A 22,338-nucleotide genomic window follows, 5' to 3' on the forward strand; every position below is an offset into this window, starting at 1 on the left:
AAACAAACTTGTTACACAGCGTTAATTCAAATCGCATTTTTTTATGATGCCCAAAGCTAAAAACGATCCTCAAAAAAGGAGTATCTGCTTATCCTTATTCCAGTAATAATACGCATTAAGGTGTCACAATGCAAATAATAGACTGAAAGCAGCAAAATGAAAAAAAATGATAGTCAAGGGGAGGGAACAGCGCAATAAAAAAGGGAGCATTGTCTATTCTGCTCCCTTAGTTTTATTATTTATTCATCAAAGTAATCTTCAATAGCGCCAAAATAATAATTATTCCAGCCGTATAACATATCCTCTAATTCAGTATCAGGAATATTTGTATGCCTCAATTCAACTGAAGTTCCATGTTTATCAGGATGAAGTTTGATCGTTACAATGGACTCTTCCTGCTGATCGCCAAAGTACCATTGCTGAACAATCTTTTTATTTTCTTCAAACTCAACATTTTTACCTGCAATACTATCATCCCATAGTGAAAACTCTGAACCCGGCTCTGTACTCATTATTGCCGGATATCCACTCCATAGTTCAATGGTAAGTGGATTGGTAAGAGCAGTATATACTTCTTCCGGATCCGCATGAATAAGGTAATACTTTTTAATATCCTTCATTTGGAATACAAATTATGCTTTAACAGCGTACATTTCTTCACGTAATGCTTTTACATCCTCATTTTCAAGGTACTCATCATAGGTCATCAATTTATCAATAACACCATTTGGAGTAATCTCAATGATACGGTTTGCTACAGTTTGCATAAACTCGTGGTCATGTGAGTGGAATAGTATATTACCTTTAAAGTCTTTCAATGAGTTGTTGAATGCAGTAATTGACTCAAGGTCAAGGTGGTTAGTAGGTTCATCCATAATTAAGACATTACCGCTTTGTAACATCATTTTAGAAACCATACAGCGCACTTTTTCTCCTCCTGAAAGTACTTTACAGCTTTTCAATGTTTCTTCACCAGAGAATAGCATCTTACCTAAGAAACCACGAATATAGGTTTCGTCTTTTTCCTTTGAATACTGACGTAACCAGTCGATCAGGTTGATGTCATCTTTAAACTCATCAGCATTATCCAATGGAAGATAAGCCTGAGTGGTGGTAATACCCCATTTAAATTCACCTGAATCAGCTTTTTTATTTCCGGTTAAAACTTCGAGGAAAGATGTAATAGCTAAACTGTCTTTTGATAAAATTGCAATCTTATCTCCTTTATTAACCATAAAGCTAATATCTGCGAACAACGTTTGACCCTCATTTGAACCTGAAAGGTGCTCAACAGTTAAAATCTGGTCGCCTACTTCACGTTCTTGCTTAAATATAATGGCAGGATACTTACGTGTAGATGGTTTAATCTCATCTAACGTTAGTTTTTCCAATAATTTCTTACGGCTTGTAGCTTGCTTTGATTTAGAAGCATTTGCACTAAAACGTTCGATAAATTCCTGTAATTCCTTACGTTTATCTTCAATTTTCTTATTTGAATCAGAACGTTGACGAAGTGCTAATTGGCTTGATTCATACCAGAATGAGTAGTTACCGGTGTATAACTGAATTTTACTAAAGTCAATGTCAGCAACATGAGTACAAACCGCGTCCAAGAAATGACGGTCGTGGGAAATTACAATAACTGTATTTTGAAAATCAGCTAAGAAGTTTTCCAGCCAGCTGATAGTAGCAACGTCAAGGTCGTTGGTAGGCTCATCCAATAATAAGATATCCGGATTGCCAAATAATGCCTGAGCTAATAGTACACGAACTTTTTCGTTACCATTTAGTTCATTCATTAGTTTAAAGTGAAGAGATTCTCCGATTCCCAATGAACCTAATAAAGAACCAGCGTCACTTTCAGCATTCCAACCTTCCATTTCTGCAAATTCAGCCTCTAGTTCAGAAGCACGGATACCGTCTTCTTCTGTAAAATCAGCTTTCGCATAAATAGCCTCTTTTTCATGCATAATATCCCACAGCTTTTTGTTGCCCATTAAAACGGTATGTAATACCTGGCAATCATCAAACTCAAAGTGGTTTTGTTTTAAAACTGACATACGTTCACCCGGAGTAATAAACACACGTCCGGTGGTTGGATCAATCTCTCCTGATAAAATTTTCATGAAAGTTGACTTACCAGCACCGTTAGCTCCGATAACTCCGTAACAGTTTCCATGCGAAAATTTAACATTTACTTCCTCAAACAGAACACGTTTTCCGTATTTCAGTGATAAATTCGATACTTCAATCATGGCGCAAAGGTCTTAATTTTCAGCGAGAAAAGCCAGTTTATTTTTATTAAATCTAAATTTTTGACAAGAGGGTGAGAATTGGTTAATATTGAAGAAAAAAATGAAAAAATATCTACTTCTTCTTGTTATAGTTATCACTCCATATTTAGCTATTTCCCAATCAAAAGAAAAAAATCCTATTCCTCGAGCTCCCACCAGAGAGAGTTGGAAAGAAGAACAAAAGAAACATGAATGCATCACAAGAGCTGTTTATTCAGAATCTGAACGAACCAGTTTTTATCCGTTCAATAAAGCGTCCAATATTTTATTTGTTTCATTCATAAATCAGGATGACTCTATTATTCAGGATGAATTACCGATGGAAAGAGGTAAAGTTGCCTTAAACAAATTAAAGGAAATAGTTTATCTGAACGATGAACAAAAAAATGCGCTTACAAATGTTCTCTACAATATAGGCTATAAAGGAAAACCGACAATAAATACTGGAGCAGCGTGTTATAATCCTCACAATGCTATACTTTTCATGAATGACAAAAAACAGGTTTTTGAATACATTGAACTATGTTTTGATTGTTCAAGACATGAATTAAGCTCTAAAAAAATAAACACAGGTGATTTTTGCACTCAAAAGTATGACCTGTTGAAACAGCTATTTCAAAAGGTGGGTATAAAGCTTACAGAATTGGAATTTGACTAATCTTTACTTATTAATTATTGCGAAAGAAGTACTCATTTTACAATAACTTCCTTAAACTTGTGGTCTTAAACTGTCATTAAAAACATGAGTGAGTATTTGAAAGAAATCAATCCGGAGGAACCTGTAAAAGAATTGCATATTGCACCATCATGGACAAGGTTTCTTAATTATTTCTTGGATTATATGGTCTTAGGCTTGATCATGTCGTTTTTTGTTTCTCCAGCTGCCGAGTCTAAAGAAGTCAATCCAACCGATTTAAAATCAGTAATGGATGAAGTGCAGAAAATGTTTGAAGATCCCAAAATTTTACTACTAAACATGGCCATTACACTTGGCTATTATATAGTCATGGAATCGTTGACAGGACAAACAATTGGCAAGATCATCACCAGAACAGAAGTTGTTGACGAATATGGTCATCGTCCCACGTTTTTGCGTATTTTAGGAAGAACACTATGCAGAATGATACCTTTCGAAGCATTCTCCTTTCTGTTTACACCCATTGGCTGGCACGACTCCATTTCGAAGACATTAGTAATAAAAAAAGAACTTCCGGTTTCAGGAACCAAAACAATAAAATAATCGTATAACTATGTTAGCAGCTAATTTAAACTAACATATATGAACACTGAAACTTTTGAAATAGAAGAAATCGTTAAACCTAAAAGTGTTTTTGAAGATTTTGTCCCTGAATTCTTTGAATATGCAACAGCATGGCAACGATTTGCAAACATGATTATTGACTGCATTTGCTATTATTTATTTGCAATTGGCACTTTATCCATACTGTATTTAACTGATAAAGAAACATTTGAAGGCGAAGGTATGGCTCAATTAAGCATTATTCTCTGCATGTTCCTTTATTTTGTATTCTTTGAAGCTTTAATTGGTCAAACAATAGGTAAAGTAATTACCCGAACAAAAGTGGTAGACCATTTTAATAACAAGCCTTCATTTTCAAGAGTTATGGGAAGAACTTTATGCAGGTTGATACCATTTGATGGACTTTCATTTTTCTCTGGAGGAGAGGGATGGCATGATTCTATCTCAAAAACCAGAGTAATAAAGATTCAATAATTTAAAAGAAAAAGAGGAATGTAAACATTCCTCTTTTTCTTTTATTTAGTTGAGATAAAAATTTCCACGTGGGCATCCTCAGAAACAAAGGAATCAGGTGAGTACGCCTCTAAATCAAATGTATAACTTCTGTCTATATCTGAGTTCCAAATATCTACCCAAGTATCAATTATACAATCAGGCATTTTCCCTCTTGCAATAAATTCGGCATAATTCGAAGCCGGAATTTTCAAAGCAATCAAACCCTCAGGAACAACGTCAATGTTATCGACTCTGCAGCCAATGGCAAATGAATATGGTTTTGTAAAATCCCCTTCGTAATCATAATAAAGGCCGAGGATTCTATTTCCGGATTTGTGCTCTACCTGCTCAATCCAGTTTTGTTGCAGAAATTGAGCCCAAAAGTTCCCAATATCGGTTTCGGCCGTTTCGTTTGATGTTCGAATTGATTTCCCAACAAAATAGAAATCAGTAAAATGAGTTAATACATAACCGTTTTGACTACTCATATATCTTTGTGATTTATCATACCCAAAGAAAAATAGGTTATTGACAATAGTATGTCAACAGCATCAATTATTATTTAAATGCATTAAATCCGGTAACATCCATACCAGTGATTAACAAGTGAATGTCGTGCGTGCCTTCGTAAGTAACTACAGACTCAAGATTCATCATATGACGCATGATCGGATATTCACCTGTAATACCCATACCACCCAACATCTGACGAGCCTCACGCGCAATGTTTAAAGCCGTTTCTACACTATTACGTTTGGCCATCGAAATTTGGGCAGCAGTAGCACGATTTTCGCTTTTTAATACGCCCAAACGCCATACCAATAATTGACCTTTAGTAATCTCAGAGATCATCTCCGCTAGTTTCTTCTGTTGCAGCTGGAATGCTCCGATTGGCTTATCAAACTGAATACGTTCTTTTGAATAGCGAAGGGCTGTATCATAACAATCCATTGCCGCGCCTAAAGCACCCCATGCAATTCCGTAACGAGCTTGATTTAAACAACCTAAAGGACCTTTTAATCCTTGTACATTAGGAAAAACGTTTTCTTTAGGAACCTTCACATTATCAAACACTAATTCGCCGGTTGCCGAAGCACGAAGCGACCATTTATTATGAGTTTCAGGAGTTGAAAAACCTTCCATACCACGTTCAACCACCATACCTCTGATTATGCCCTGCTCATCTTTGGCCCAAACAACAGCCAAATCAGCAAAAGGAGCATTGGAAATCCACATTTTAGCTCCATTTAGGATATAATGATCTCCCGCATCTTTAATATTAGTGATCATGCCTGATGGATTGGAACCAAAATCCGGTTCAGTTAACCCGAAACAACCTAACCACTCTCCGGAACCCAACTTTGGCAAATATTTACGGCGTTGCTCTTCCGAACCATATGCGTAGATAGGATACATCACTAAAGAACCCTGTACAGAAGCAGTTGAACGGATACCAGAATCACCACGCTCCAATTCCTGCATAATGATACCATAAGCAATATAATCCATTCCACCACCACCGTATTCAACAGGAATGGTAGGTCCGAATGCACCGATCTCTCCTAAACTTTTTACTAAATGTCTTGGAAATTGGGATTTCTGAGCATATTCTTCAATAATTGGAGAGATCTCTTTCTTTACATATTCTCTAACCGAACTACGCACAAGTTTGTGCTCTTCGGTAAGCAGTTCATCTAACAAATAATAATCAGGAGATTCATACAAATCCTGTTTTGCTGAACGTTTAACTTGTTCTTCTGTTGAAAGTAATGACATAATTGATTGGTGTTGATCTATCAAAAATAGAAAATTGAAGCTATTTTTGTGTCATGTCATTTCAAAAGATTCACACAATTGCCCTAAATGGGCTCGAAATCTTCGCTCATCATGGTTATTACCCTGAAGAACAGCTAATTGGTGGAAAATTTAAGATAGAAGCAAGGGTTGAAACCGATTTTTCAGGGGCAGCAATCAGTGACGATTTAGGGGCAACTGTTAACTATGAGTCAATTTTTGCAATTATTAAAGAAGAAATGAAGATCTCTTCTAAATTGCTAGAACATGTAGCTCAGCGCATTGTTGATAGAATAGCGATGCTTTCGGTTAAGATTCAACGAATTGAGGTACAGATTCAAAAGCTGAACCCACCGTTTTCATCAAAAATTCAAAGTTCATCCATTACTATTACATATTTAAAGCCAAACCATGTACTTTAATAAAGTAAGTTCGGCACATCTTGAACAGTTAAAATCATTAGTAGGCAGCCAGAATATATTCGTAGATCAGGTAACGTTGCAGAACTATTCACATGACGAGACTGAAAATCTTTCTTATTTACCGGAAGTAGTTATCAAACCGGAAAATACGCAGCAAGTTTCTGTCTTATTAAAATTTTGCAATGAAAACAATATTCCGGTAACCCCACGAGGAGCGGGAACAGGCTTAAGTGGTGGCTCATTACCGGTATATGGCGGAATTTCTCTTTCGATGGAAAAGATGAACAAGATCATTAAGCTTGATGAGCGTAACTTACAGGCTCATGTAGAACCGGGAGTTATTACAGAAGTGTTGATGGAGGAGGCAGCAAAACTCAATTTACTATACCCGGTTGATCCCTCTAGTAAAGGTTCTTGTTTTATCGGAGGAAATGTTGCTCATGGTTCTGGCGGCCCACGCGTGGTTAAATATGGTACATTACGTGATTATATCCTGAATCTTGAAATTGTATTACCAAATGGTGATGTTATCTGGACAGGTGCGAATACCTTGAAATATGCATCGGGTTATAACCTTACCCAATTAATGATTGGTAGTGAAGGTACTTTAGCTGTAATCACCAAAATCGTTGTAAAACTTATCCCTAAACCGCAGTATAACCTGGTAATGTTAGCCTCCTTTCCTTCAGCAGAAAGTGCATGTGAGGCAGTATCTGCCGTTTTCAGAGCGGGGATGACTCCTTCAGCATTAGAATTTATGGAGCGTGCCGGAATGGAGTGGGTAGTGAAATATGAGGGTATTAAATTTGAAATTAAGGATCATGTTAAGGCCTATTTATTAGTGGAAGTAGACGGGAATAACCTTGATTTATTGCGTTCTGACTGCGAAAAAATAGGAGAGGTGCTATTCGGTTATGAGTGTGATGATATTTTATTGGGCGAATCCGCAAGTGAGAAAGATGAGCTATGGATGATGCGCCGGAAAATGCCATTATCGGTAAAAGCTAATTCGGTTTATAAAGAGGAGGACACCGTAGTGCCACGTGCTGAGTTGCCTGTCTTATTAAAAGGCATTAAGGATATTGGAGCAAAATATGGCTTTAAGTCAGTATGTTATGGTCATGCCGGTGATGGGAATCTGCACGTTAACATCATCAAAGATTCTATGAGTGAGGAAGATTGGAAAAACAAACTTCCTTTAGGCATCCATGAAATTATGGAATTAGCGGTTAAGCTTGGTGGAACTTTATCGGGCGAACATGGTATCGGTTTAATCCAGCAACCTTTCATGAATATAAAATTCAGTGAAGTGAGTCTCCAGCTAATGCGAAGTATTAAGAATGTATTTGACCCGAAAGGTATTTTGAATCCGGGTAAGATGATTAATTAATACATGTATAAAAAAGGAAAACCATTACTGATTTTCCTTTTCCTTTATTGAACCTATTGTTTTGAGTTGTAGACTGAATAGTATCCCTGAGCCTGACTGTTATCATACTTAAGGCTTGGATAATAGAATTTTCCCACGTGAACAACACCCCAACGTTGATCCCAATAACTCATCGTACAACCTTCTCCAGCCTTCCAATTTGCTGTCCAAACGATCTCATAAAACGGATCGGTTCCCCATAAACCAGTATGATCTACATACTTACCATCAGCATAGGTGGTTGAAGTACGCTTTCCTGTTCCATCAGCATAAAGAATTATTTCATCTTTTTGAGCAAACTTGCCATCGCTCGTTGTGTACCAGTTTGTTACCCATTTACCGGCGATCGCATTTTTGTAAAACGCAGTTGAATCAAAATTTTTGGCTTTGACTTTTAACGTAGTTATCAACGGTTTCTGAAGTTGATCGTTATAGTTTAATTCAACCGTAACATAATCATCAAAGTCTTTAGGAACATTATTCAATTTAAGTTTGAGGTTAGTTACAGTTCCTGATAGTGAAGCAGTTATTGCATCTGATCCGGAAATTACCTTAACTTTTAAATTTTCAAAAGTTTCAACAGCTTTAGCCTTTATTTTTCGCGGACTTAAAGAAGGAATTTTAAAAGAGGTAAAGCTTGCAAATTTTTGAAATACAGAAGTTAACGAATTATATCCACTAACCAGGGTAGCAGCAATCGCATTAGAACCGGCTTCCTCGGCACTTGCATTTGCATAGTTACCTTTAAAATAAATAGATCCGTCGGTATCATTCATGAAAACCTGCTCTGTTGTACCAGCAGCTGCGTCAACCGTAATAAATGCCACATTTTGTAATGCTACATGATTCTGATAGGCTTCAATTCCTGCTTCAATTATATAAGCAACGCTCACACCAGCAACCGCTACATTGAATGGAAATGGTAGGGCAGTGGATGCATATAATACCACAGCCCATTTTCCAAGCTTTTTAATTGACTCCATGTGCTGGGTTACAAGACATTTCATCTGGTTAAACAGAATCCGCTCCTGGCAAGCATTTAGCATACTTTCTATTCCTACAGACTCAACAGATCTTGTTCTTAATTTATTAATCTGTTCATTAAGCTTAATAATTTCTTTGGTTTGAAGTGAAATTTGACGGAGAGATTCCTTTACTTCGGCATAATAAGCTGCATTTGCTTTTAAAAATATTGCAGCTTTAGCCTGATCAGCTGAATTAGCTTTAAGCAATATTCCTTTATACTTAGTTAGCGAATCTGTTAATGAACTCAGAGCTGCCTTTGTATTGTTAAAATCATAGCCCTGTACAAACGCTAATGAATCAGCGTTGTCTGAAGCTATTTCTACCTGACTTATTACACTATTAATTTGATCCGAAATTATAGTACTGGCCGGTTTATCTAATTGTGTTACTAGAACTGTAAGCGGATAGGAGAACGATTTATTATCCAACTTTAAATCAATTTTTTGCGCCCCAGATGGTGCATCAGTCGGAACTATAAGATTTACAGTTGTATCATTTTGTTTAACAGCATAACAATTTATTCCGGCTATTGAGGCTGACACATTTGCCAAAGAATAACCTTTAACTGATACCACCAATGATTCACCTTGTCTTGCTTCATTATTAAAAGCGACAGTAGGTTCCTTATCGGGGTTTACATTTTCTTCATCAGAAGACTTTTTACAGGAAGAAATAATTAATAGAGAGAAGAGCATTAATAAAGAAACTGAGTAAAACTTAAGTAAAAGTCTTTTCATACATTTTTTATTGAATAGTTAAGAGGTTAAACGTGCAATGTTAACTAAGGAAGTGAAACCATCCAATACCAAGAAGAGAGTATTTTAAATTAAGGGATAGCGAAGTTGCTGCCGTTTTGAACGCATAATCTTGAGTAACTATGACTTTTTGGCATTTTTAAATTAAAGTAAGTGTCATTTTGTCTTATGAAGTTATCGAAACTCATCAAAATAGGCATTGGTACATCCCTTGATGAATAGTAAACATCAAACAATAAAAAATTTAAAAACAATTAGGAGGATAAAACAATGACACTTATCAAATGGAATAACCCAAGAAACATTGAACGAGTTAACCCTTTTGCACCATCGTTTAATGAGTTTTTTGAGAATATGTTTAACGGTAACTTACCTACAGAAAACGCACTTAAAGTACCGGCAGTAAATGTTTCTGAAACAGAAACCAGCTATACTGTTGAGTTAGCTGCTCCGGGCTTAACAAAAGAAGATTTTAAAATTGATTTAGAAAAAAATACGCTTACGATTTCAGCTCAAAAAGAAACTGAACAAAAAGAAGAAGGCAAAAACTATCATCGTAAAGAGTTTAGTTTTTCAAGCTTTAAACGTTCATTCACCTTGCCTGAAACCGTAGATCGTGAAAATATTGGTGCCGAATACAAAGACGGCGTTTTATCACTGAGTATTCCCAAAAAAGCGGAAGCTCAGTTAAAAGCAAAACAAATTAAGGTTTCATAAGTAGAGTAGTTGTTAGTTAGATTTAGTGTTAAGGGAGGCAATTGCCTCCCTTTTTTTATTTTTGAATAAATTCCTCAGCTGATAGCAAGTAATCTATTTATGCCCTCATATTAATGTATTGTAATGGCTGTTCCAGATCTTCACCCCGCATTAATGAAATAACCGCTTGTAAATCATCTATTTTTTTACCCTGAACACGCACTTGATCATCCATAATAGAAGCCTGTACTTTTAAGCCACTATCCTTGATTTTCTTTACGATCTTTTTTGCCAATTCTTTATCAATACCTTCACGCACTTTAATATCCTTGCGGATCATGTTTCCGGCTGCATAATGCTCGTCGCCAAAGTCAAGGCAGTTTGCATCCAAATGTTGTTTCACCATTCTGCTGATGATCACATCTTGAATGGCTTTCATGCGCATATCATTCTCGGTAACAATTTTTACAATATTCGTTTTTTTATCCAGATCGATTTCCGTTTTAGAATCATGAAAATCATAACGGTTTACAATTTCTTTTTTGGCATTATTAATGGCATTATCAAGGGTTTGACCATCAACTTTACTTACAATATCAAAAGAAGGCATATGTTTAAAGCTTTAATAAAAATTATTTAATATAAAATTATTTGAATACTAAGTAATTGTAAATAACTTTAAGAAGAACCATTTAGCATCACACTTATCGTATGACTCCATCAAACAAAGACGCTAAAAAAACTTCTAAGAAAATATTAGAAACAAATATAGCGTTAAAAATCAAAGAAGCCTTAAAAGACATTGAACACGGCGATTCAAAAAAAGTGGTTAAAACTATTCAGGATGCAAGTAAAAAACTGGCAAGAAGAATACTCAAAGCCGCAAAGGAAATTGACAGGGAACTCACTAAAAAAGTAGTAGCGAAGCCACCGGAAAGTCAGCCAAAACTTTCGAAAGCTAAGGCAACAAAAGTTGTTGAACGTGTAAAAAAGGTGGTAGCAAAAACCGAAGGAGGTGATGTTGCTAAAGAAAAGCCTAAAATTACTTCGGCCACCATACCGCCTGTAAAACAAATAAAAAAAGTCGTTAAAAAATCACCTGCAAAAGTAAAAAGTAGTACTGTTGCAAACGGCAAAACAGCTGCAGTAAAGAAAACTGTAAAGCCAGGATCTGTTAACCAGGAAGAGGAGCAGGAAAAAGGACATTCATAATGTTACCAGTTAAATCAATTCCTGCCTGTTAATAATTATTTAACAATTATTTAACTGCGAAAATAGTTCCGTTTGCACGAATGGAGCTATTTTTATTTTTTAATGGAACTGGCATTAACACCAACAAAAACATCATTATTTGCGAAGATAGAGCGTATGACCGGAAAGAAAATGCCATTGGTTAACAGGGAATTGAGCTGGCTGGCTTTTAATGACCGTGTGCTCCAGGAAGCCTGTGATCCAACAGTTCCCCTGATTGACCGTATTCGTTTTTTAGCTATTTTCTCTAATAACCTTGATGAATTTTTTAGAGTAAGAGTTGCTACTATCGCCAGACTCACTAAAATTAAGAACGCCGAACGTTTTAATATGGGGTTTAATCCTCGTAAAATCTTAATTGAAATTCAGGAAATAGGGAAGAAGCAACAGATCAGATTTGATAATATTTATAATGATGTTATTATGCCTGAACTTGCCGAACAAAAAATATTCATTATCAATGATAAACAACTTAATGTTTCTCGTGGCCAGTTTGTGCGTAATTATTTCCAGGAAAAACTATTATCAACATTAGTTCCGATTATGTTGGATGGACTTTCTGAGTTCCCTCAATTAAAAGATGAATCGATTTACCTTGTTGTTCAACTTTCAAATTCGAAGGGAAATGCAAAACCTAAGCGGGCGTTGATTGAGATTCCTACGGATGTACACTCACGGTTTTTGATCTTGCCGGAAACCAATAGTCTCAAATACATTATTCTTTTAGACGATGTAATCAGGTATTGTCTTGATGACTTGTTTTCTATATTTAAATACGATGTATTCCAGGCTTATAGTATCAAATTAACACGTGATGCAGAAATGGATCTCGACAATGACATGACTTTAAGCATTGTCGACAACATATCTAAAAACCTGAAACTGAGAAGAAAAGGTAATCCGGTGCGTTTTGTATACGATTCGGATATGCCAGATGATCTTTTAGCTTACCTGGTTCGTCGAATTGGTTTAAAGCCTACCAACCTGATTCCAGGCGGTCATTATCATAACTTTAAAGATTTCATGTCGTTTCCTAATGTTGGAAGCAAGGAATTGGAATACCCGAAAACACCTGCATTACCGATAGCTGGAATTGATATTGGAGAAAGCATGTTAGAGATCATCTCAAAAAAGAACATCTTGGTAAATCTCCCATATCAGTCTTTTGATTATGTTATTCATTTCCTTCGAGAAGCAGCAATCGATCCTAAGGTGTTATCGATCAAAATTACATTGTATCGTTTGGCTCAAAATTCTCGCATTATCAATGCATTAATCAATGCTGCCCGAAATGGCAAACATGTATTGGTGCTATTGGAACTAAAAGCTCGCTTTGATGAAGAAAACAATATTTTTTGGACAAGAAAGTTAGAGGATGAAGGTATAAAAGTGCTGTATGGAATTTCTCAATTGAAAGTCCACTCCAAAATTTGCCTGGTAACCCGTAAAGAAAACAACAAACTGGTACATTATGGAAATCTGGCAACAGGGAACTTTAATGAGAAAACGGCAAATATCTATGCAGACCACAGCTATTTTACAGCCGATCAGGCCATAACCAAAGATATGGACAACCTTTTCTATGATCTGGAAAAAGGCATCCTTGTTTCTACCTACAAAAGCTTATTGGTAGCGCCATTGGAAATGCGTAAAAAGATTGTTCGGTTAGTTGATAAAGAAATAAGCAATGCCAGAAAAGGTTTGACCAGCTACATGATCTTAAAGATGAATAGCCTGAATGATGAACGCATGATTGCCAAACTTTATGAAGCAAACAAAGCGGGCGTTAAGATTCAGCTGATTGTAAGGGGCATTTGCTGTCTTGTCCCGGGAATGAAAGGTTACAGTGAAAATATTGAAGTAATTAGTATCGTTGATAAATATCTCGAACATGCTCGTGTGTTTATCTTTGCCAATAATGGAAAAGAACAGATATACCTGTCGTCAGCAGATTTAATGAACAGAAACCTTGATAACAGAGTAGAGGTAGCTTTTCCAATATTGGACAGAGAAAGTAAGCACACCATCCGAGAAATCATCAATATACAGCTTGCTGATAATCTGAAAGCCAGAATTGTCGACAAGCAACAAAAGAATATTTATAAGGAAAAGCAGTCGGAGGATGAACCCAACGTTCGGTCTCAGATTGCGACTTATAATTTCTTGAAAAGCAAAGTAATTAATACTATTAACAAATAACCAATTTATACCAATTAGTTAATTGGAAACCTTTAAACGTTAAGATCTTGAGATACGCTGCTATTGATATTGGGTCAAACGCCGTAAGGCTGCTAATCGCCGACATTGTTGAGATCAATGACGAGGTTAGCTTTAAGAAAAACACCTTGGTTCGTGTTCCGCTCCGGCTGGGCGATGATGCATTCTTGGATAAACATATTTCTCCAAGAAAAGTAAACGATCTGCTGAAATCGATGTCGGCATTCAGAAACCTGATGGATGTTTACAAAGTACAAGACTATATGGCTTGCGCTACATCGGCGATGCGCGAAGCCGACAACGGTCCGGAAGTAGTTGAACGCGTTTTAAATGAAACCGGTGTTCAGTTGCAGATCGTTGACGGCAAAAGAGAAGCTAATATTATCTATTCGAGTCATATCGAAAAGTACCTCGACTCACGACGGACCTATCTGTACATTGATGTAGGAGGAGGTAGCACCGAAGTTTCTGTATTTTCAAATGGCGTTTTAATCGACTCCAACTCCTTTAATATCGGAACAATCCGCATGCTGGATAACCAGGATACCGAAGAAACCTGGCGCGACCTGAAAAACTGGATAAAAGAGAACACCAAAAACTATAAAACCATTTTTGGGATAGGAACCGGTGGAAACATCAACAAGATCTTTAAGATTTCAGGAGAAAAAGCGGGTACACCATTAACTTTCACCAAACTGAAAGCAATGTATGATTACCTTAATTCATTCTCATTGAAAGACAGGATCAATGTTTTGGGGCTTAAAGAAGACCGTGCCGATGTAATTATCCCTGCATCCGAAATATACCTTACCCTAATGCGTTGGGCAGGTATTAAGCAATTGTATGTTCCCAAAGTAGGTTTAGTAGATGGAATTATACATCTGCTGATCGAAAAGAATTTCCCAAAAGCAATTTCAATTACAGAACGAAAAGAAGAATCCGTGTAACACCGCAAAGACGCGGAGACGCAAAGGAGTATCTGTATAAACCGCAAAGACGCAGAGACGCTAAGAGATTATTTCTTTGTGTCTTTGCGCCTTTTCGGTTATTTTCTTTGTGTCTTGGCGGTTATTTACTTTCTTCCTGAATCGTGAAAATCTCTCTTCTACCACTTTTGCATAAGGGTATAAACTTTTGATACCAGCTTTTCCATTCCAAAGAAGCCATATTTTCCTGAGCAGAAGTTTCAAAATGTGCCAGGCTATCAAAGGTCATTTCCAAGACCATCGTATAGGAATCTCCTGTAAGGTCAAACAATACTCTGTAAGGTTGTTTGTTAGAAGAAACGATAAGCATTTTTCCTTCTTTCCAAAGCTCTTTTGCCTCCCTGGCTTTACCAAATTCCAATTGGAAGATATTTCTGACAAGTATCATAACTAATTAAAAATTAGATTGGTTGTGAATTAAATTTACTTAAAAATTTATCAATAAAACAATTACTTGCTTATATGTAGTTAACTACGTATTTTTATACATAAATAGATCAAAATATGGAAACAACTTTTCAAATTGAACTACTCAGTAATAGAGATAGCAATAAAATAATAGACCTAATATTGCCAATCCAGCAAATTGAACATAACGTTCCGGTTACTTTGTCCGATCAACCTGATCTGTTAGACATCGAGTCATTTTATCATAAAGATGGGGGAGGTTTCTGGGGTGTTAAGTACAATGATGAAATAATCGGAACTATTGCATTAATCGCAATAGCAGGTAATGGAGGAGCGATCCGGAAAATGTTTGTGAAAAAAGAATTCAGAGGCAAAGAACTTGGTTTGGCCCAGCATTTATTGGAAAAACTAATAGAATACTGCAAAACCAAGAATATTACCGATTTGTATTTAGGCACTTTTGATACACTGAAAGCAGCTATTCGTTTTTATGAACGAAATGGGTTTGAAGAAATAGCTAAAGAAAATTTACCTGCATCGTTTCCGGTAATGCAAGTTGATAATCGTTTTTATCACTTTAAGATTCATTAATGATGAAGAATATAATTGATGAATCAGGTTTACTGGCCATCTCCACCAGATTGCAGCGTTTGAGCGACCAGTTGCGTAAAGATGGGCAGTTGATCTATAAAGCATATGGCATTGATTTCGAACCTAAATGGTTTCCTGTAATTTATACGCTGCACCATAAATCACCACTTAGTGTAATGGATATTTCAATGGAGATTGGCTATACGCATCCTTCAACCATTAGCTTATTAAAGGAACTAGAAAAACTAAAGCTGATTGAGTCCAAACGGGACAAGAAAGATGACCGGAAACGCTTAATTCAACTAACCACAAAAGGGAAAGACTTAGTCAATCAGATCGAACCTATCTGGAAGGTAATGGTTGCTGCGTTAGAAACCCTTACCGCTACGACTAATAATATTATGAAGGCAATTGATGAAGTCGAAAATAATATGAAGCAACAAGGATTTTATAATAGGGCCGAACAGATAAAACAAGGGTATTAATCAATTTCCGGACACCAAACTGTGTTCTTTTCACACTAAGATTTAGCAAAAAAAAAATTACTTAATTAACTGATAACAAACTCAATAGCACCAACACTATTGAGTTTTCGTGTTTTAAGTTGATCATTATCATTTTAATTATTCATTTAATATGTTCATTTTAGGCTGCGATATAATTGCTGAATAGCAGTTAAGGATAACCCTAAACCATTAATTAGTAAAGGATGAAAAAGCTCTTTTTCTTTCTGGCTATAGTTCTTACGCATTTAAAAATCTATGCCCAACGGACAGAAGAAACCATAAATGATAACTGGAGCTTTTCTATTTCGGATGAACAAAGTTATTCTTCAAAAGACTTTGACGATCAGAAATGGGCACTTGTAAACCTTCCTCATACATGGAATACAGATGCCTATTCTAAAAAAGACTATTTCAGGGGAAATTGCTGGTACAGGAAAAGATTAATGATACCAGAGCGCCTGAAAACAAAGGAAATATTTATCCGATTTGAAGCAGTAAACTCCCAGGCTGAATTATTCATCAACGGAAAAAGAAAAACTATTCACTCTGGAGGTTATAATGCATTTACTATTGATATTACCAATGACGTTGACTTTGGCAAGTACAATACTATTGCGGTTAAAGTTAATAACGAAAACAAGAATATACCACCTCTGTCCGGAGACTTTACCATTTTTGGGGGCATTTACAGGGATGTTTGGCTTATCTCCACAGAAAAACAACATTTTAACCTATCTGACTACGGTTCTGACGGGATTTATGTATCAACACCGTTGGTTTCTAATGAACTTGCCCAACTTAACCTAAAGGGTTCTGTAATCAATAGGGATAAGGCTGCTAAAAACGAAACAAAGCTCTTGATTAAAATTTTTAATCCGGGTAAAAAACTGGTTTATCAGCAGGAGGAAAAACTTAAAACTCCATTTAACACACCTTATCAGTTTAGCAAAGCTATTTCCATTACAAAACCGGAATTATGGTCGCCGGATCGTCCATCACTATATACTGCTGAAATTACCTTAACAGAAAGCCGGACTAATAAAGTAGTTGATCAACTCAGCATTCCAATCGGTTTAAGGTGGTTTAGTGTGGATACTAAAAATGGTTTTATGCTTAACGGAAAAAGCTTAAAGCTAATTGGGGTTTGTCGTCACCAAGATCAAGCACCATTAAGCATTGCTTTGACTGACGAAATGCATCGACGAGATATTCAATTGATTAAGGAGATGGGAGCAAATTTCATCCGCATTTCTCACTATCCGCAAGATAAAGCCCTACTTGAAGCATGTGACCGTTTAGGATTATTGGCTTGGGAAGAAATTCCTATTGTTGATTTAATCTCAAAAGCTCCGGAGTTTGAAGAAAACTGCAAAACGGCACTTATAGAAATGATTCGCCAACATTATAATCATCCGTCGGTGGTTATGTGGGGGTACATGAACGAAGCATTGATTCAGTTACCCTACCGCTATAAAAAAGAAGAATTACCTGTTTATTATGATAAAACAGTTGAACTGGCACAAAAACTTGAAAAACTACTAAAGCAGGAAGACCCTGGAAGGTTAAGTGTGATGGCTTTTCATGGCAGCCAGGTCTATAATGAAACCGGACTCTCATCAATAGCAGATATTGCCGGATGGAATTTATACCAGGGCTGGTATGAAAGTGACATTACAGGCTTCGAGCGTTTTGTGGATAAAGAACATGAAAAATATCCCAACCGTCCATTGTTTATCAGTGAATTTGGAGCAGGTTCCGATCGTCGCCTCCAAACACTATCACCTGAAGTTTTTGATTTCTCTATGCAATGGCAGCAAAATTACCTGGAGCATTATTTGCCAGAAATTCAAAAACGAAACTTTATTGTAGGCGCCACTGAATGGAATTTCATTGATTTTAACGTCGCAACCCGCCAAGAATCAATGCCGCGAGTTAACAATAAAGGTTTAGCCTATAATAACCGGTCATTAAAAGATGTCTACTATTATTTTAAGGCCTTTTTAAGAAAAGATGAACCTGTATTACATATTGCTGTTAATGACTGGCCGGTGCGTACCGTTGTTTCTGATTCGAGCACAACCGTTCATCCTGTAAAAGTTTATAGTAATTGTGCATCCATAAGTCTTACTGTTAATGATCAATTAATTGAAACAAAAGAGCCTGCGAATTACAATGCGATATGGAATGTTCCATTAAAAGAGGGACGTAACTCCATTAAAGCTACTTCTGTATGGAATAATCAAACAGTAGCAACTGAATCAGTAATAGTTTTAAAGGTAGTACCAGGTGAAATTACTGAGCAAAACAGTAATGGGTTAGAACTGGCAATTAATGCAGGCAGCAACTGTTATTTTATAGATGAATTAAGCAATTTATGCTGGCAACCCGACAGACCTTACCAACAGGGGGGCTGGGGATATATAGGAGGCACAGTTTTTCGAAAAAGCCCGGGAAGGATAGGCACTACTGCAGAAGTTACAGGAACTCACAATACTCCGCTTTTCCAAACAAAAAGAGAAAATCCGGACGCTTATCGTTTTGACCTTCCCAACGGACAATACGAGGTGGAATTATCATTCGCAGATTTATATGGAAATACCTCAAAATCCGCTTACGATCTTGCAAAAACACAGAATGAATCTGCATTCCAAGGAAACGTGTTTAATGTATTGATCAATAATGAATTGGTACTTGAAAAGTTCAATCCAGCTACCGATGCCGGAAATAACTTTGCCCTTAAAAAGAAGTACATCATTAAGGTAACAAACGGAGCATTAACGGTTAACTTTAAAAGCATTACAGGAAACAGCTTTATCAACGCGCTAAAAATCAGAAAAATATAAATACCTAACCATCCATCCATCAAAATGACAAGAAAAAAATCATTGTTCAGTTGTTTACTTATGCTTTTAGCTTTTGCAAGCTGCAAAAAGGCTGAACAACATCAACGACCCAACATTGTTTTTATCATGAGTGATGATCATGCGGCACAAGCCATTAGTGCGTATGGTCACCCAGTTTCAAGATTAGCGCCAACACCCAATATTGACCGAATTGCTGAAGAAGGGGCTATTTTTTTAGATAATTATTGTGCCAACTCCATTTGTGGCCCAAGCCGGGCCTCTGTGCTTACAGGAAAGCACAGCCATAAAAATGGCTTTATGCGTAATTGGGCAAAGGGTTTTGATGGCACGCAACAAACCATTTCAAAGATCCTTCAGCAAAATGGTTACCAGACAGCAGTAATAGGTAAATGGCATTTAATATCAAAACCAACAGGTTTTGATTACTGGAAGATTTTGAATGATCAGGGTGAATACAATAACCCGGATTTCATTACGGAGAAAGACACTGTAAAGAGTATGGGGTATGTTACTGATTTGATTACCAAATACACCAAAGAATGGCTCGAACATCGCGATAAGAATAAACCTTTTTTCTTAATGATGAATCATAAAGCTCCGCATCGTAATTGGGTGCCTGCTGAGAAGTATTATCATCTTTATGAGCATGTAAAATTCCCTGTGCCGGATAATTATTTTGATGATTATAAGGGAAGATTTGCCGCATCAAAGCAAAAAATGAACATCTATCGTGACATGTATGAAGGTCACGATCTTAAAATGGTTAAAGGGATCAATAGTGATTCTTTATTGTACGATCCGTGGCCTCAGGTTCTTGGACGCATGACTCCTGAAGAAAGAAAACGTTTTATTGAAGCCTATCGCGACCGAAATAATGACTTCTATAAAACAAAAATGACTGATAAGGAAATTGCTGAATGGAAATACCAACGTTATATGCAAGATTACCTGGCAACTGTTAAGTCTGTTGATGAAAGTGTAGGAGAGCTATTGGATTATCTTAAAAGAGAGGGATTAGATAAAAATACAATTGTTATTTATACCTCCGATCAAGGGTTCTATTTAGGTGAGCATGGCTGGTTCGACAAGCGTTTTATGTATGAAGAATCAATGGGAATGCCATTATTGATGAAATACCCCGGACATATTGAGCCCGGAACCAAGGTACGCGAACTGACACAAAACATTGACTTTGCACCCAGTTTATTAAGTTTCTGTGGCATTAGTGCGCCGGCAGATATGCAAGGAGTAACGTTTAAACCGCTTGTAACCGGCAAAAAGCCTAAACAATGGCGAGATGCCCTTTACTATCATTATTATGAATTCCCTGGTTTTCACGATGTCAGAGCACATTATGGTATTAAAACCAAACGTTATAAACTAATGTGCTTCTACAAAGAAAAAATTTGGGAGCTGTATGATCTGGAAAAGGACCCACATGAAATGAATAATATCATCGATGACCCACAAATGAAACCGGTTATCAATCAGTTAAAAGAAGAACTGGCGCAGCTTCAACAGCAGTATGAAGTGCCGGAAAGTGCAAAGAATTAGAGTTAGATTGGATAGAAATGAAGAAATCAAATTTACACGCCCTTATTGCAAGCTTATTAGTTATTACGTTTGCAACAACCTCAGCATTTGCCCAGCAAATGCGCATGGATACTTATTGTAACCCCATTAACCTGGATTATACTTATATGATCTATAATTCAGATAAAGGAATTTCATATCGCTCGGGGGCAGACCCTGCGGTTGTTGAATTCAGGGGTGAATATTACATGTTTGTAACCCGCTCAATGGGTTATTGGCATTCTAATGATCTTCAAAATTGGGATTTTATTACACCAGAGAAGTGGTATTTCCAGGGATCAAATGCTCCAGCCGCTCATAACTATAAAGATTCTGTATTATATGTTACAGGAGATCCTTCCGGACAAATGAGTATTTTATATACTGATAATCCTAAAAAAGGCGATTGGAAAACAGTGCCTTCTATCTTAAATAATTTACAAGACCCGAATCTTTTCATTGATGACGACGGAAAAGCTTATATGTTTTGGGGCTCGTCTAATGTTTACCCTATAAGAGGTAAAGAATTAGATCGTGAAAAACGCTTTATTGCCGGTCCGGAAAAAGAATTATTTAACCTTGACTCAACTAAACATGGTTGGGAACGTTTCGGCGAAAACCATTCGGATACTAAATTGGGCGGCTATATTGAAGGCCCTTGGCTTACAAAGTATAACGGAAAATATTACATGCAATATGCTGCTCCTGGCACCGAATTTAATGTATATGGAGATGGTGTTTACATCGCTGACCATCCGATGGGGCCTTACACCTATCAGAAACATAATCCGGTTTCTTATAAACCTGGAGGTTTTATGAATGGGGCAGGGCACGGAAGCACAGTTTTGGGTCCGGGTAATCAATATTGGCATTTCTCTTCGATGGCTTTATCATCTAACGTAAATTGGGAGAGAAGACTAGCCATATTCCCATTGGGATTTGATAAAGACGGTATTATGTATTGTGATACCCGTTTTGGAGATTATCCGCATTATGCACCAACCGTACAGGGCGAAAAAGGGAAATTTAGAGGATGGATGTTACTGTCTTATAATAAACCGGTAAAAGTTTCTTCATCTGTTGATGATCATAAAGCTGCAAACCTTACCGATGAGAATGTAAAATCGTTCTGGTTGGCTGAGAAAAATGATGACAAGCAATGGGTGGAGATTGACCTGGGAAAGGTAAGTTCAGTTGCTGCTGTACAGATTAATTACTTTGATTATAAAACCGATCTGTACGGTAGGGTTCCCGGTTTACATCACCGTTACCTGATGGAGGGTTCTGTAGACGGCAAAAGCTGGATCACTTTGGTTGACCGAAGCAATAATTACAAGGATGTTCCGAATGATTATGTTGAATTGGAAAGTAAAAAGGATGTAAGATACGTTCGTTATAAACATATCAGCCTGGCTACACCAAATCTGGCCATCTCAGATATTCGGGTTTTCGGTAATGGTAGTGGTGCTGTACCAGCACAAGTGAAAACTGTTGAAATGAAACGTCATAAAGATGGAAAAGACATCAACATCAAGTGGGAAAAAATTGCAGGGATCCAGGGCTATAATGTTCTATGGGGAATTGCACCTGATAAATTATACAGCTCATGGATGGTTTACGGAGAAAACAGCTTATTGCTTAAAAGCTTAACTGCCGGACAGAAATATTACTTCGCCATTGAGTCATTTAATGAGAACGGCGTTTCTAAATTGTCGAAAATATATGAGGTGCAATAGTTAAGATAGTCCCTTGCCAGTTGCATCAAAAATTA

Annotated in this window: 21 protein-coding genes; 14 read left to right on the forward strand and 7 right to left on the reverse strand. The window is 36.8% G+C overall.

What is annotated here, in order from left to right:
• Window positions 1-239: 239 nt before the first annotated feature.
• Both SOLCA_RS08505 and SOLCA_RS08510 read right to left on the reverse strand, forming a co-directional pair.
• Window positions 240-620 carry an SRPBCC domain-containing protein gene (locus SOLCA_RS08505; RefSeq protein WP_014680037.1) on the reverse strand — a complete coding sequence of 127 codons (381 nt, stop codon included), beginning with the start codon at window positions 618-620 and terminating at the stop codon, window positions 240-242.
• A gap of 12 nt (window positions 621-632) precedes the next feature.
• The gene (locus tag SOLCA_RS08510) at window positions 633-2,255 is read right to left on the reverse strand and encodes an ABC-F family ATP-binding cassette domain-containing protein (RefSeq protein ID WP_014680038.1); all 1,623 of its coding nucleotides are present in this window, start codon (window positions 2,253-2,255) and stop codon (window positions 633-635) included.
• 100 nt (window positions 2,256-2,355) lie between these two features.
• On the opposite strand from SOLCA_RS08510, the gene SOLCA_RS08515 reads away from it, so the two are divergent.
• The 3 genes from SOLCA_RS08515 to SOLCA_RS22280 all read left to right on the forward strand — a co-directional run bounded on the left by SOLCA_RS08515 (window position 2,356) and on the right by SOLCA_RS22280 (window position 4,029).
• A complete protein-coding gene (locus SOLCA_RS08515) occupies window positions 2,356-2,952 on the forward strand; it encodes a hypothetical protein (protein ID WP_014680039.1) in 597 nt (198 codons plus the stop codon).
• An 84-nt stretch (window positions 2,953-3,036) separates the two neighbouring features.
• A complete protein-coding gene (locus SOLCA_RS08520) occupies window positions 3,037-3,534 on the forward strand; it encodes an RDD family protein (protein WP_014680040.1) in 498 nt (165 codons plus the stop codon).
• Window positions 3,535-3,573: 39 nt separating this feature from the next.
• A complete protein-coding gene (locus tag SOLCA_RS22280) occupies window positions 3,574-4,029 on the forward strand; it encodes an RDD family protein (RefSeq protein WP_014680041.1) in 456 nt (151 codons plus the stop codon).
• Window positions 4,030-4,070: 41 nt separating this feature from the next.
• Here the strand turns inward: SOLCA_RS22280 and SOLCA_RS08530 are convergent, their stop codons facing one another.
• Together SOLCA_RS08530 and SOLCA_RS08535 are read right to left on the reverse strand one after the other, a co-directional pair.
• The gene (locus SOLCA_RS08530; RefSeq protein ID WP_014680042.1) at window positions 4,071-4,538 is read right to left on the reverse strand and encodes a GyrI-like domain-containing protein; all 468 of its coding nucleotides are present in this window, start codon (window positions 4,536-4,538) and stop codon (window positions 4,071-4,073) included.
• Window positions 4,539-4,608: 70 nt separating this feature from the next.
• Window positions 4,609-5,826, reverse strand: coding sequence for an acyl-CoA dehydrogenase family protein (locus SOLCA_RS08535; protein WP_014680043.1), 1,218 nt, complete (start codon window positions 5,824-5,826; stop codon window positions 4,609-4,611).
• A 53-nt stretch (window positions 5,827-5,879) separates the two neighbouring features.
• Between SOLCA_RS08535 and folB the strand changes: the two genes are divergently transcribed.
• A complete protein-coding gene (gene folB, locus SOLCA_RS08540) occupies window positions 5,880-6,266 on the forward strand; it encodes a dihydroneopterin aldolase (protein WP_014680044.1) in 387 nt (128 codons plus the stop codon).
• Window positions 6,256-7,656 carry an FAD-binding oxidoreductase gene (locus tag SOLCA_RS08545; protein WP_014680045.1) on the forward strand — a complete coding sequence of 467 codons (1,401 nt, stop codon included), beginning with the start codon at window positions 6,256-6,258 and terminating at the stop codon, window positions 7,654-7,656. Before folB ends, SOLCA_RS08545 begins: the two co-directional genes overlap by 11 nt.
• Window positions 7,657-7,709: 53 nt before the next feature.
• On the opposite strand, the gene SOLCA_RS08550 is transcribed toward SOLCA_RS08545, so the two are convergent.
• On the reverse strand, window positions 7,710-9,458 hold the full coding sequence (locus SOLCA_RS08550; protein ID WP_014680046.1) for a hypothetical protein: 1,749 nt from the start codon (window positions 9,456-9,458) through the stop codon (window positions 7,710-7,712).
• Between the two features lie 288 nt (window positions 9,459-9,746).
• Between SOLCA_RS08550 and SOLCA_RS08555 the strand changes: the two genes are divergently transcribed.
• Entirely contained in the window at window positions 9,747-10,193 is a 447-nt protein-coding gene (locus SOLCA_RS08555; protein WP_014680047.1) for an Hsp20/alpha crystallin family protein, read from the forward strand.
• A 97-nt stretch (window positions 10,194-10,290) separates the two neighbouring features.
• Here SOLCA_RS08555 and SOLCA_RS08560 read toward each other — a convergent pair whose 3' ends face one another.
• On the reverse strand, window positions 10,291-10,782 hold the full coding sequence (locus SOLCA_RS08560; RefSeq protein ID WP_014680048.1) for a YajQ family cyclic di-GMP-binding protein: 492 nt from the start codon (window positions 10,780-10,782) through the stop codon (window positions 10,291-10,293).
• Window positions 10,783-10,883: 101 nt separating this feature from the next.
• Here SOLCA_RS08560 and SOLCA_RS08565 point away from each other — a divergent pair, with 101 nt between their 5' ends.
• The 3 genes from SOLCA_RS08565 to SOLCA_RS08575 all read left to right on the forward strand — a co-directional run bounded on the left by SOLCA_RS08565 (window position 10,884) and on the right by SOLCA_RS08575 (window position 14,587).
• Window positions 10,884-11,384 (forward strand): hypothetical protein, encoded by a 501-nt coding sequence (locus SOLCA_RS08565; RefSeq protein WP_014680049.1) that lies wholly within the window; start codon window positions 10,884-10,886, stop codon window positions 11,382-11,384.
• 102 nt (window positions 11,385-11,486) lie between these two features.
• Window positions 11,487-13,622 (forward strand): polyphosphate kinase 1, encoded by a 2,136-nt coding sequence (ppk1, locus tag SOLCA_RS08570; RefSeq protein ID WP_014680050.1) that lies wholly within the window; start codon window positions 11,487-11,489, stop codon window positions 13,620-13,622.
• Between the two features lie 47 nt (window positions 13,623-13,669).
• On the forward strand, window positions 13,670-14,587 hold the full coding sequence (locus SOLCA_RS08575; RefSeq protein WP_014680051.1) for a Ppx/GppA phosphatase family protein: 918 nt from the start codon (window positions 13,670-13,672) through the stop codon (window positions 14,585-14,587).
• Between the two features lie 121 nt (window positions 14,588-14,708).
• Here the strand turns inward: SOLCA_RS08575 and SOLCA_RS08580 are convergent, their stop codons facing one another.
• Window positions 14,709-15,014, reverse strand: coding sequence for a hypothetical protein (locus SOLCA_RS08580; protein ID WP_014680052.1), 306 nt, complete (start codon window positions 15,012-15,014; stop codon window positions 14,709-14,711).
• 116 nt (window positions 15,015-15,130) lie between these two features.
• Between SOLCA_RS08580 and SOLCA_RS08585 the strand changes: the two genes are divergently transcribed.
• The 5 genes from SOLCA_RS08585 (at window position 15,131) to SOLCA_RS08605 (ending at window position 22,303) form a co-directional block, all read left to right on the forward strand.
• Window positions 15,131-15,625 carry a GNAT family N-acetyltransferase gene (locus SOLCA_RS08585; protein WP_014680053.1) on the forward strand — a complete coding sequence of 165 codons (495 nt, stop codon included), beginning with the start codon at window positions 15,131-15,133 and terminating at the stop codon, window positions 15,623-15,625.
• Entirely contained in the window at window positions 15,625-16,110 is a 486-nt protein-coding gene (locus tag SOLCA_RS08590; protein WP_245536766.1) for a MarR family transcriptional regulator, read from the forward strand. Before SOLCA_RS08585 ends, SOLCA_RS08590 begins: the two co-directional genes overlap by 1 nt.
• Window positions 16,111-16,334: 224 nt before the next feature.
• Complete coding sequence (locus tag SOLCA_RS08595; protein WP_014680055.1) at window positions 16,335-18,974, forward strand: glycoside hydrolase family 2 TIM barrel-domain containing protein; 2,640 nt, start codon at window positions 16,335-16,337, stop codon at window positions 18,972-18,974.
• Between the two features lie 24 nt (window positions 18,975-18,998).
• Window positions 18,999-20,549: a sulfatase family protein gene (locus SOLCA_RS08600; RefSeq protein ID WP_014680056.1), complete on the forward strand. Its 1,551-nt coding sequence runs from the start codon at window positions 18,999-19,001 to the stop codon at window positions 20,547-20,549.
• Window positions 20,550-20,566: 17 nt separating this feature from the next.
• Complete coding sequence (locus SOLCA_RS08605; RefSeq protein ID WP_014680057.1) at window positions 20,567-22,303, forward strand: family 43 glycosylhydrolase; 1,737 nt, start codon at window positions 20,567-20,569, stop codon at window positions 22,301-22,303.
• The last annotated feature ends 35 nt before the right edge of the window (window positions 22,304-22,338 follow it).

Origin of the sequence: Solitalea canadensis DSM 3403 (assembly GCF_000242635.2) — a bacterium.
GTDB lineage: Bacteria > Bacteroidota > Bacteroidia > Sphingobacteriales > Sphingobacteriaceae > Solitalea > Solitalea canadensis.

Excerpts from the sequence above, each read along its gene's own strand:
- SOLCA_RS08565 (WP_014680049.1), top strand. The coding sequence starts at position 10,884 with ATGACTCCATCAAACAAAGACGCTAAAAAAACTTCTAAGAAAATATTA.
- SOLCA_RS08600 (WP_014680056.1), top strand. The coding sequence starts at position 18,999 with ATGACAAGAAAAAAATCATTGTTCAGTTGTTTACTTATGCTTTTAGCT.
- SOLCA_RS08535 (WP_014680043.1), bottom strand. The coding sequence starts at position 5,826 with ATGTCATTACTTTCAACAGAAGAACAAGTTAAACGTTCAGCAAAACAG.
- SOLCA_RS08510 (WP_014680038.1), bottom strand. The coding sequence starts at position 2,255 with ATGATTGAAGTATCGAATTTATCACTGAAATACGGAAAACGTGTTCTG.
- SOLCA_RS08595 (WP_014680055.1), top strand. The coding sequence starts at position 16,335 with ATGAAAAAGCTCTTTTTCTTTCTGGCTATAGTTCTTACGCATTTAAAA.
- ppk1 (WP_014680050.1), top strand. The coding sequence starts at position 11,487 with ATGGAACTGGCATTAACACCAACAAAAACATCATTATTTGCGAAGATA.
- SOLCA_RS08505 (WP_014680037.1), bottom strand. The coding sequence starts at position 620 with ATGAAGGATATTAAAAAGTATTACCTTATTCATGCGGATCCGGAAGAA.
- SOLCA_RS08590 (WP_245536766.1), top strand. The coding sequence starts at position 15,625 with ATGATGAAGAATATAATTGATGAATCAGGTTTACTGGCCATCTCCACC.
- SOLCA_RS08580 (WP_014680052.1), bottom strand. The coding sequence starts at position 15,014 with ATGATACTTGTCAGAAATATCTTCCAATTGGAATTTGGTAAAGCCAGG.
- SOLCA_RS08530 (WP_014680042.1), bottom strand. The coding sequence starts at position 4,538 with ATGAGTAGTCAAAACGGTTATGTATTAACTCATTTTACTGATTTCTAT.
- SOLCA_RS08605 (WP_014680057.1), top strand. The coding sequence starts at position 20,567 with ATGAAGAAATCAAATTTACACGCCCTTATTGCAAGCTTATTAGTTATT.
- SOLCA_RS08545 (WP_014680045.1), top strand. The coding sequence starts at position 6,256 with ATGTACTTTAATAAAGTAAGTTCGGCACATCTTGAACAGTTAAAATCA.
- folB (WP_014680044.1), top strand. The coding sequence starts at position 5,880 with ATGTCATTTCAAAAGATTCACACAATTGCCCTAAATGGGCTCGAAATC.
- SOLCA_RS08585 (WP_014680053.1), top strand. The coding sequence starts at position 15,131 with ATGGAAACAACTTTTCAAATTGAACTACTCAGTAATAGAGATAGCAAT.
- SOLCA_RS08550 (WP_014680046.1), bottom strand. The coding sequence starts at position 9,458 with ATGAAAAGACTTTTACTTAAGTTTTACTCAGTTTCTTTATTAATGCTC.
- SOLCA_RS08520 (WP_014680040.1), top strand. The coding sequence starts at position 3,037 with ATGAGTGAGTATTTGAAAGAAATCAATCCGGAGGAACCTGTAAAAGAA.
- SOLCA_RS08555 (WP_014680047.1), top strand. The coding sequence starts at position 9,747 with ATGACACTTATCAAATGGAATAACCCAAGAAACATTGAACGAGTTAAC.
- SOLCA_RS08515 (WP_014680039.1), top strand. The coding sequence starts at position 2,356 with ATGAAAAAATATCTACTTCTTCTTGTTATAGTTATCACTCCATATTTA.
- SOLCA_RS22280 (WP_014680041.1), top strand. The coding sequence starts at position 3,574 with ATGAACACTGAAACTTTTGAAATAGAAGAAATCGTTAAACCTAAAAGT.
- SOLCA_RS08560 (WP_014680048.1), bottom strand. The coding sequence starts at position 10,782 with ATGCCTTCTTTTGATATTGTAAGTAAAGTTGATGGTCAAACCCTTGAT.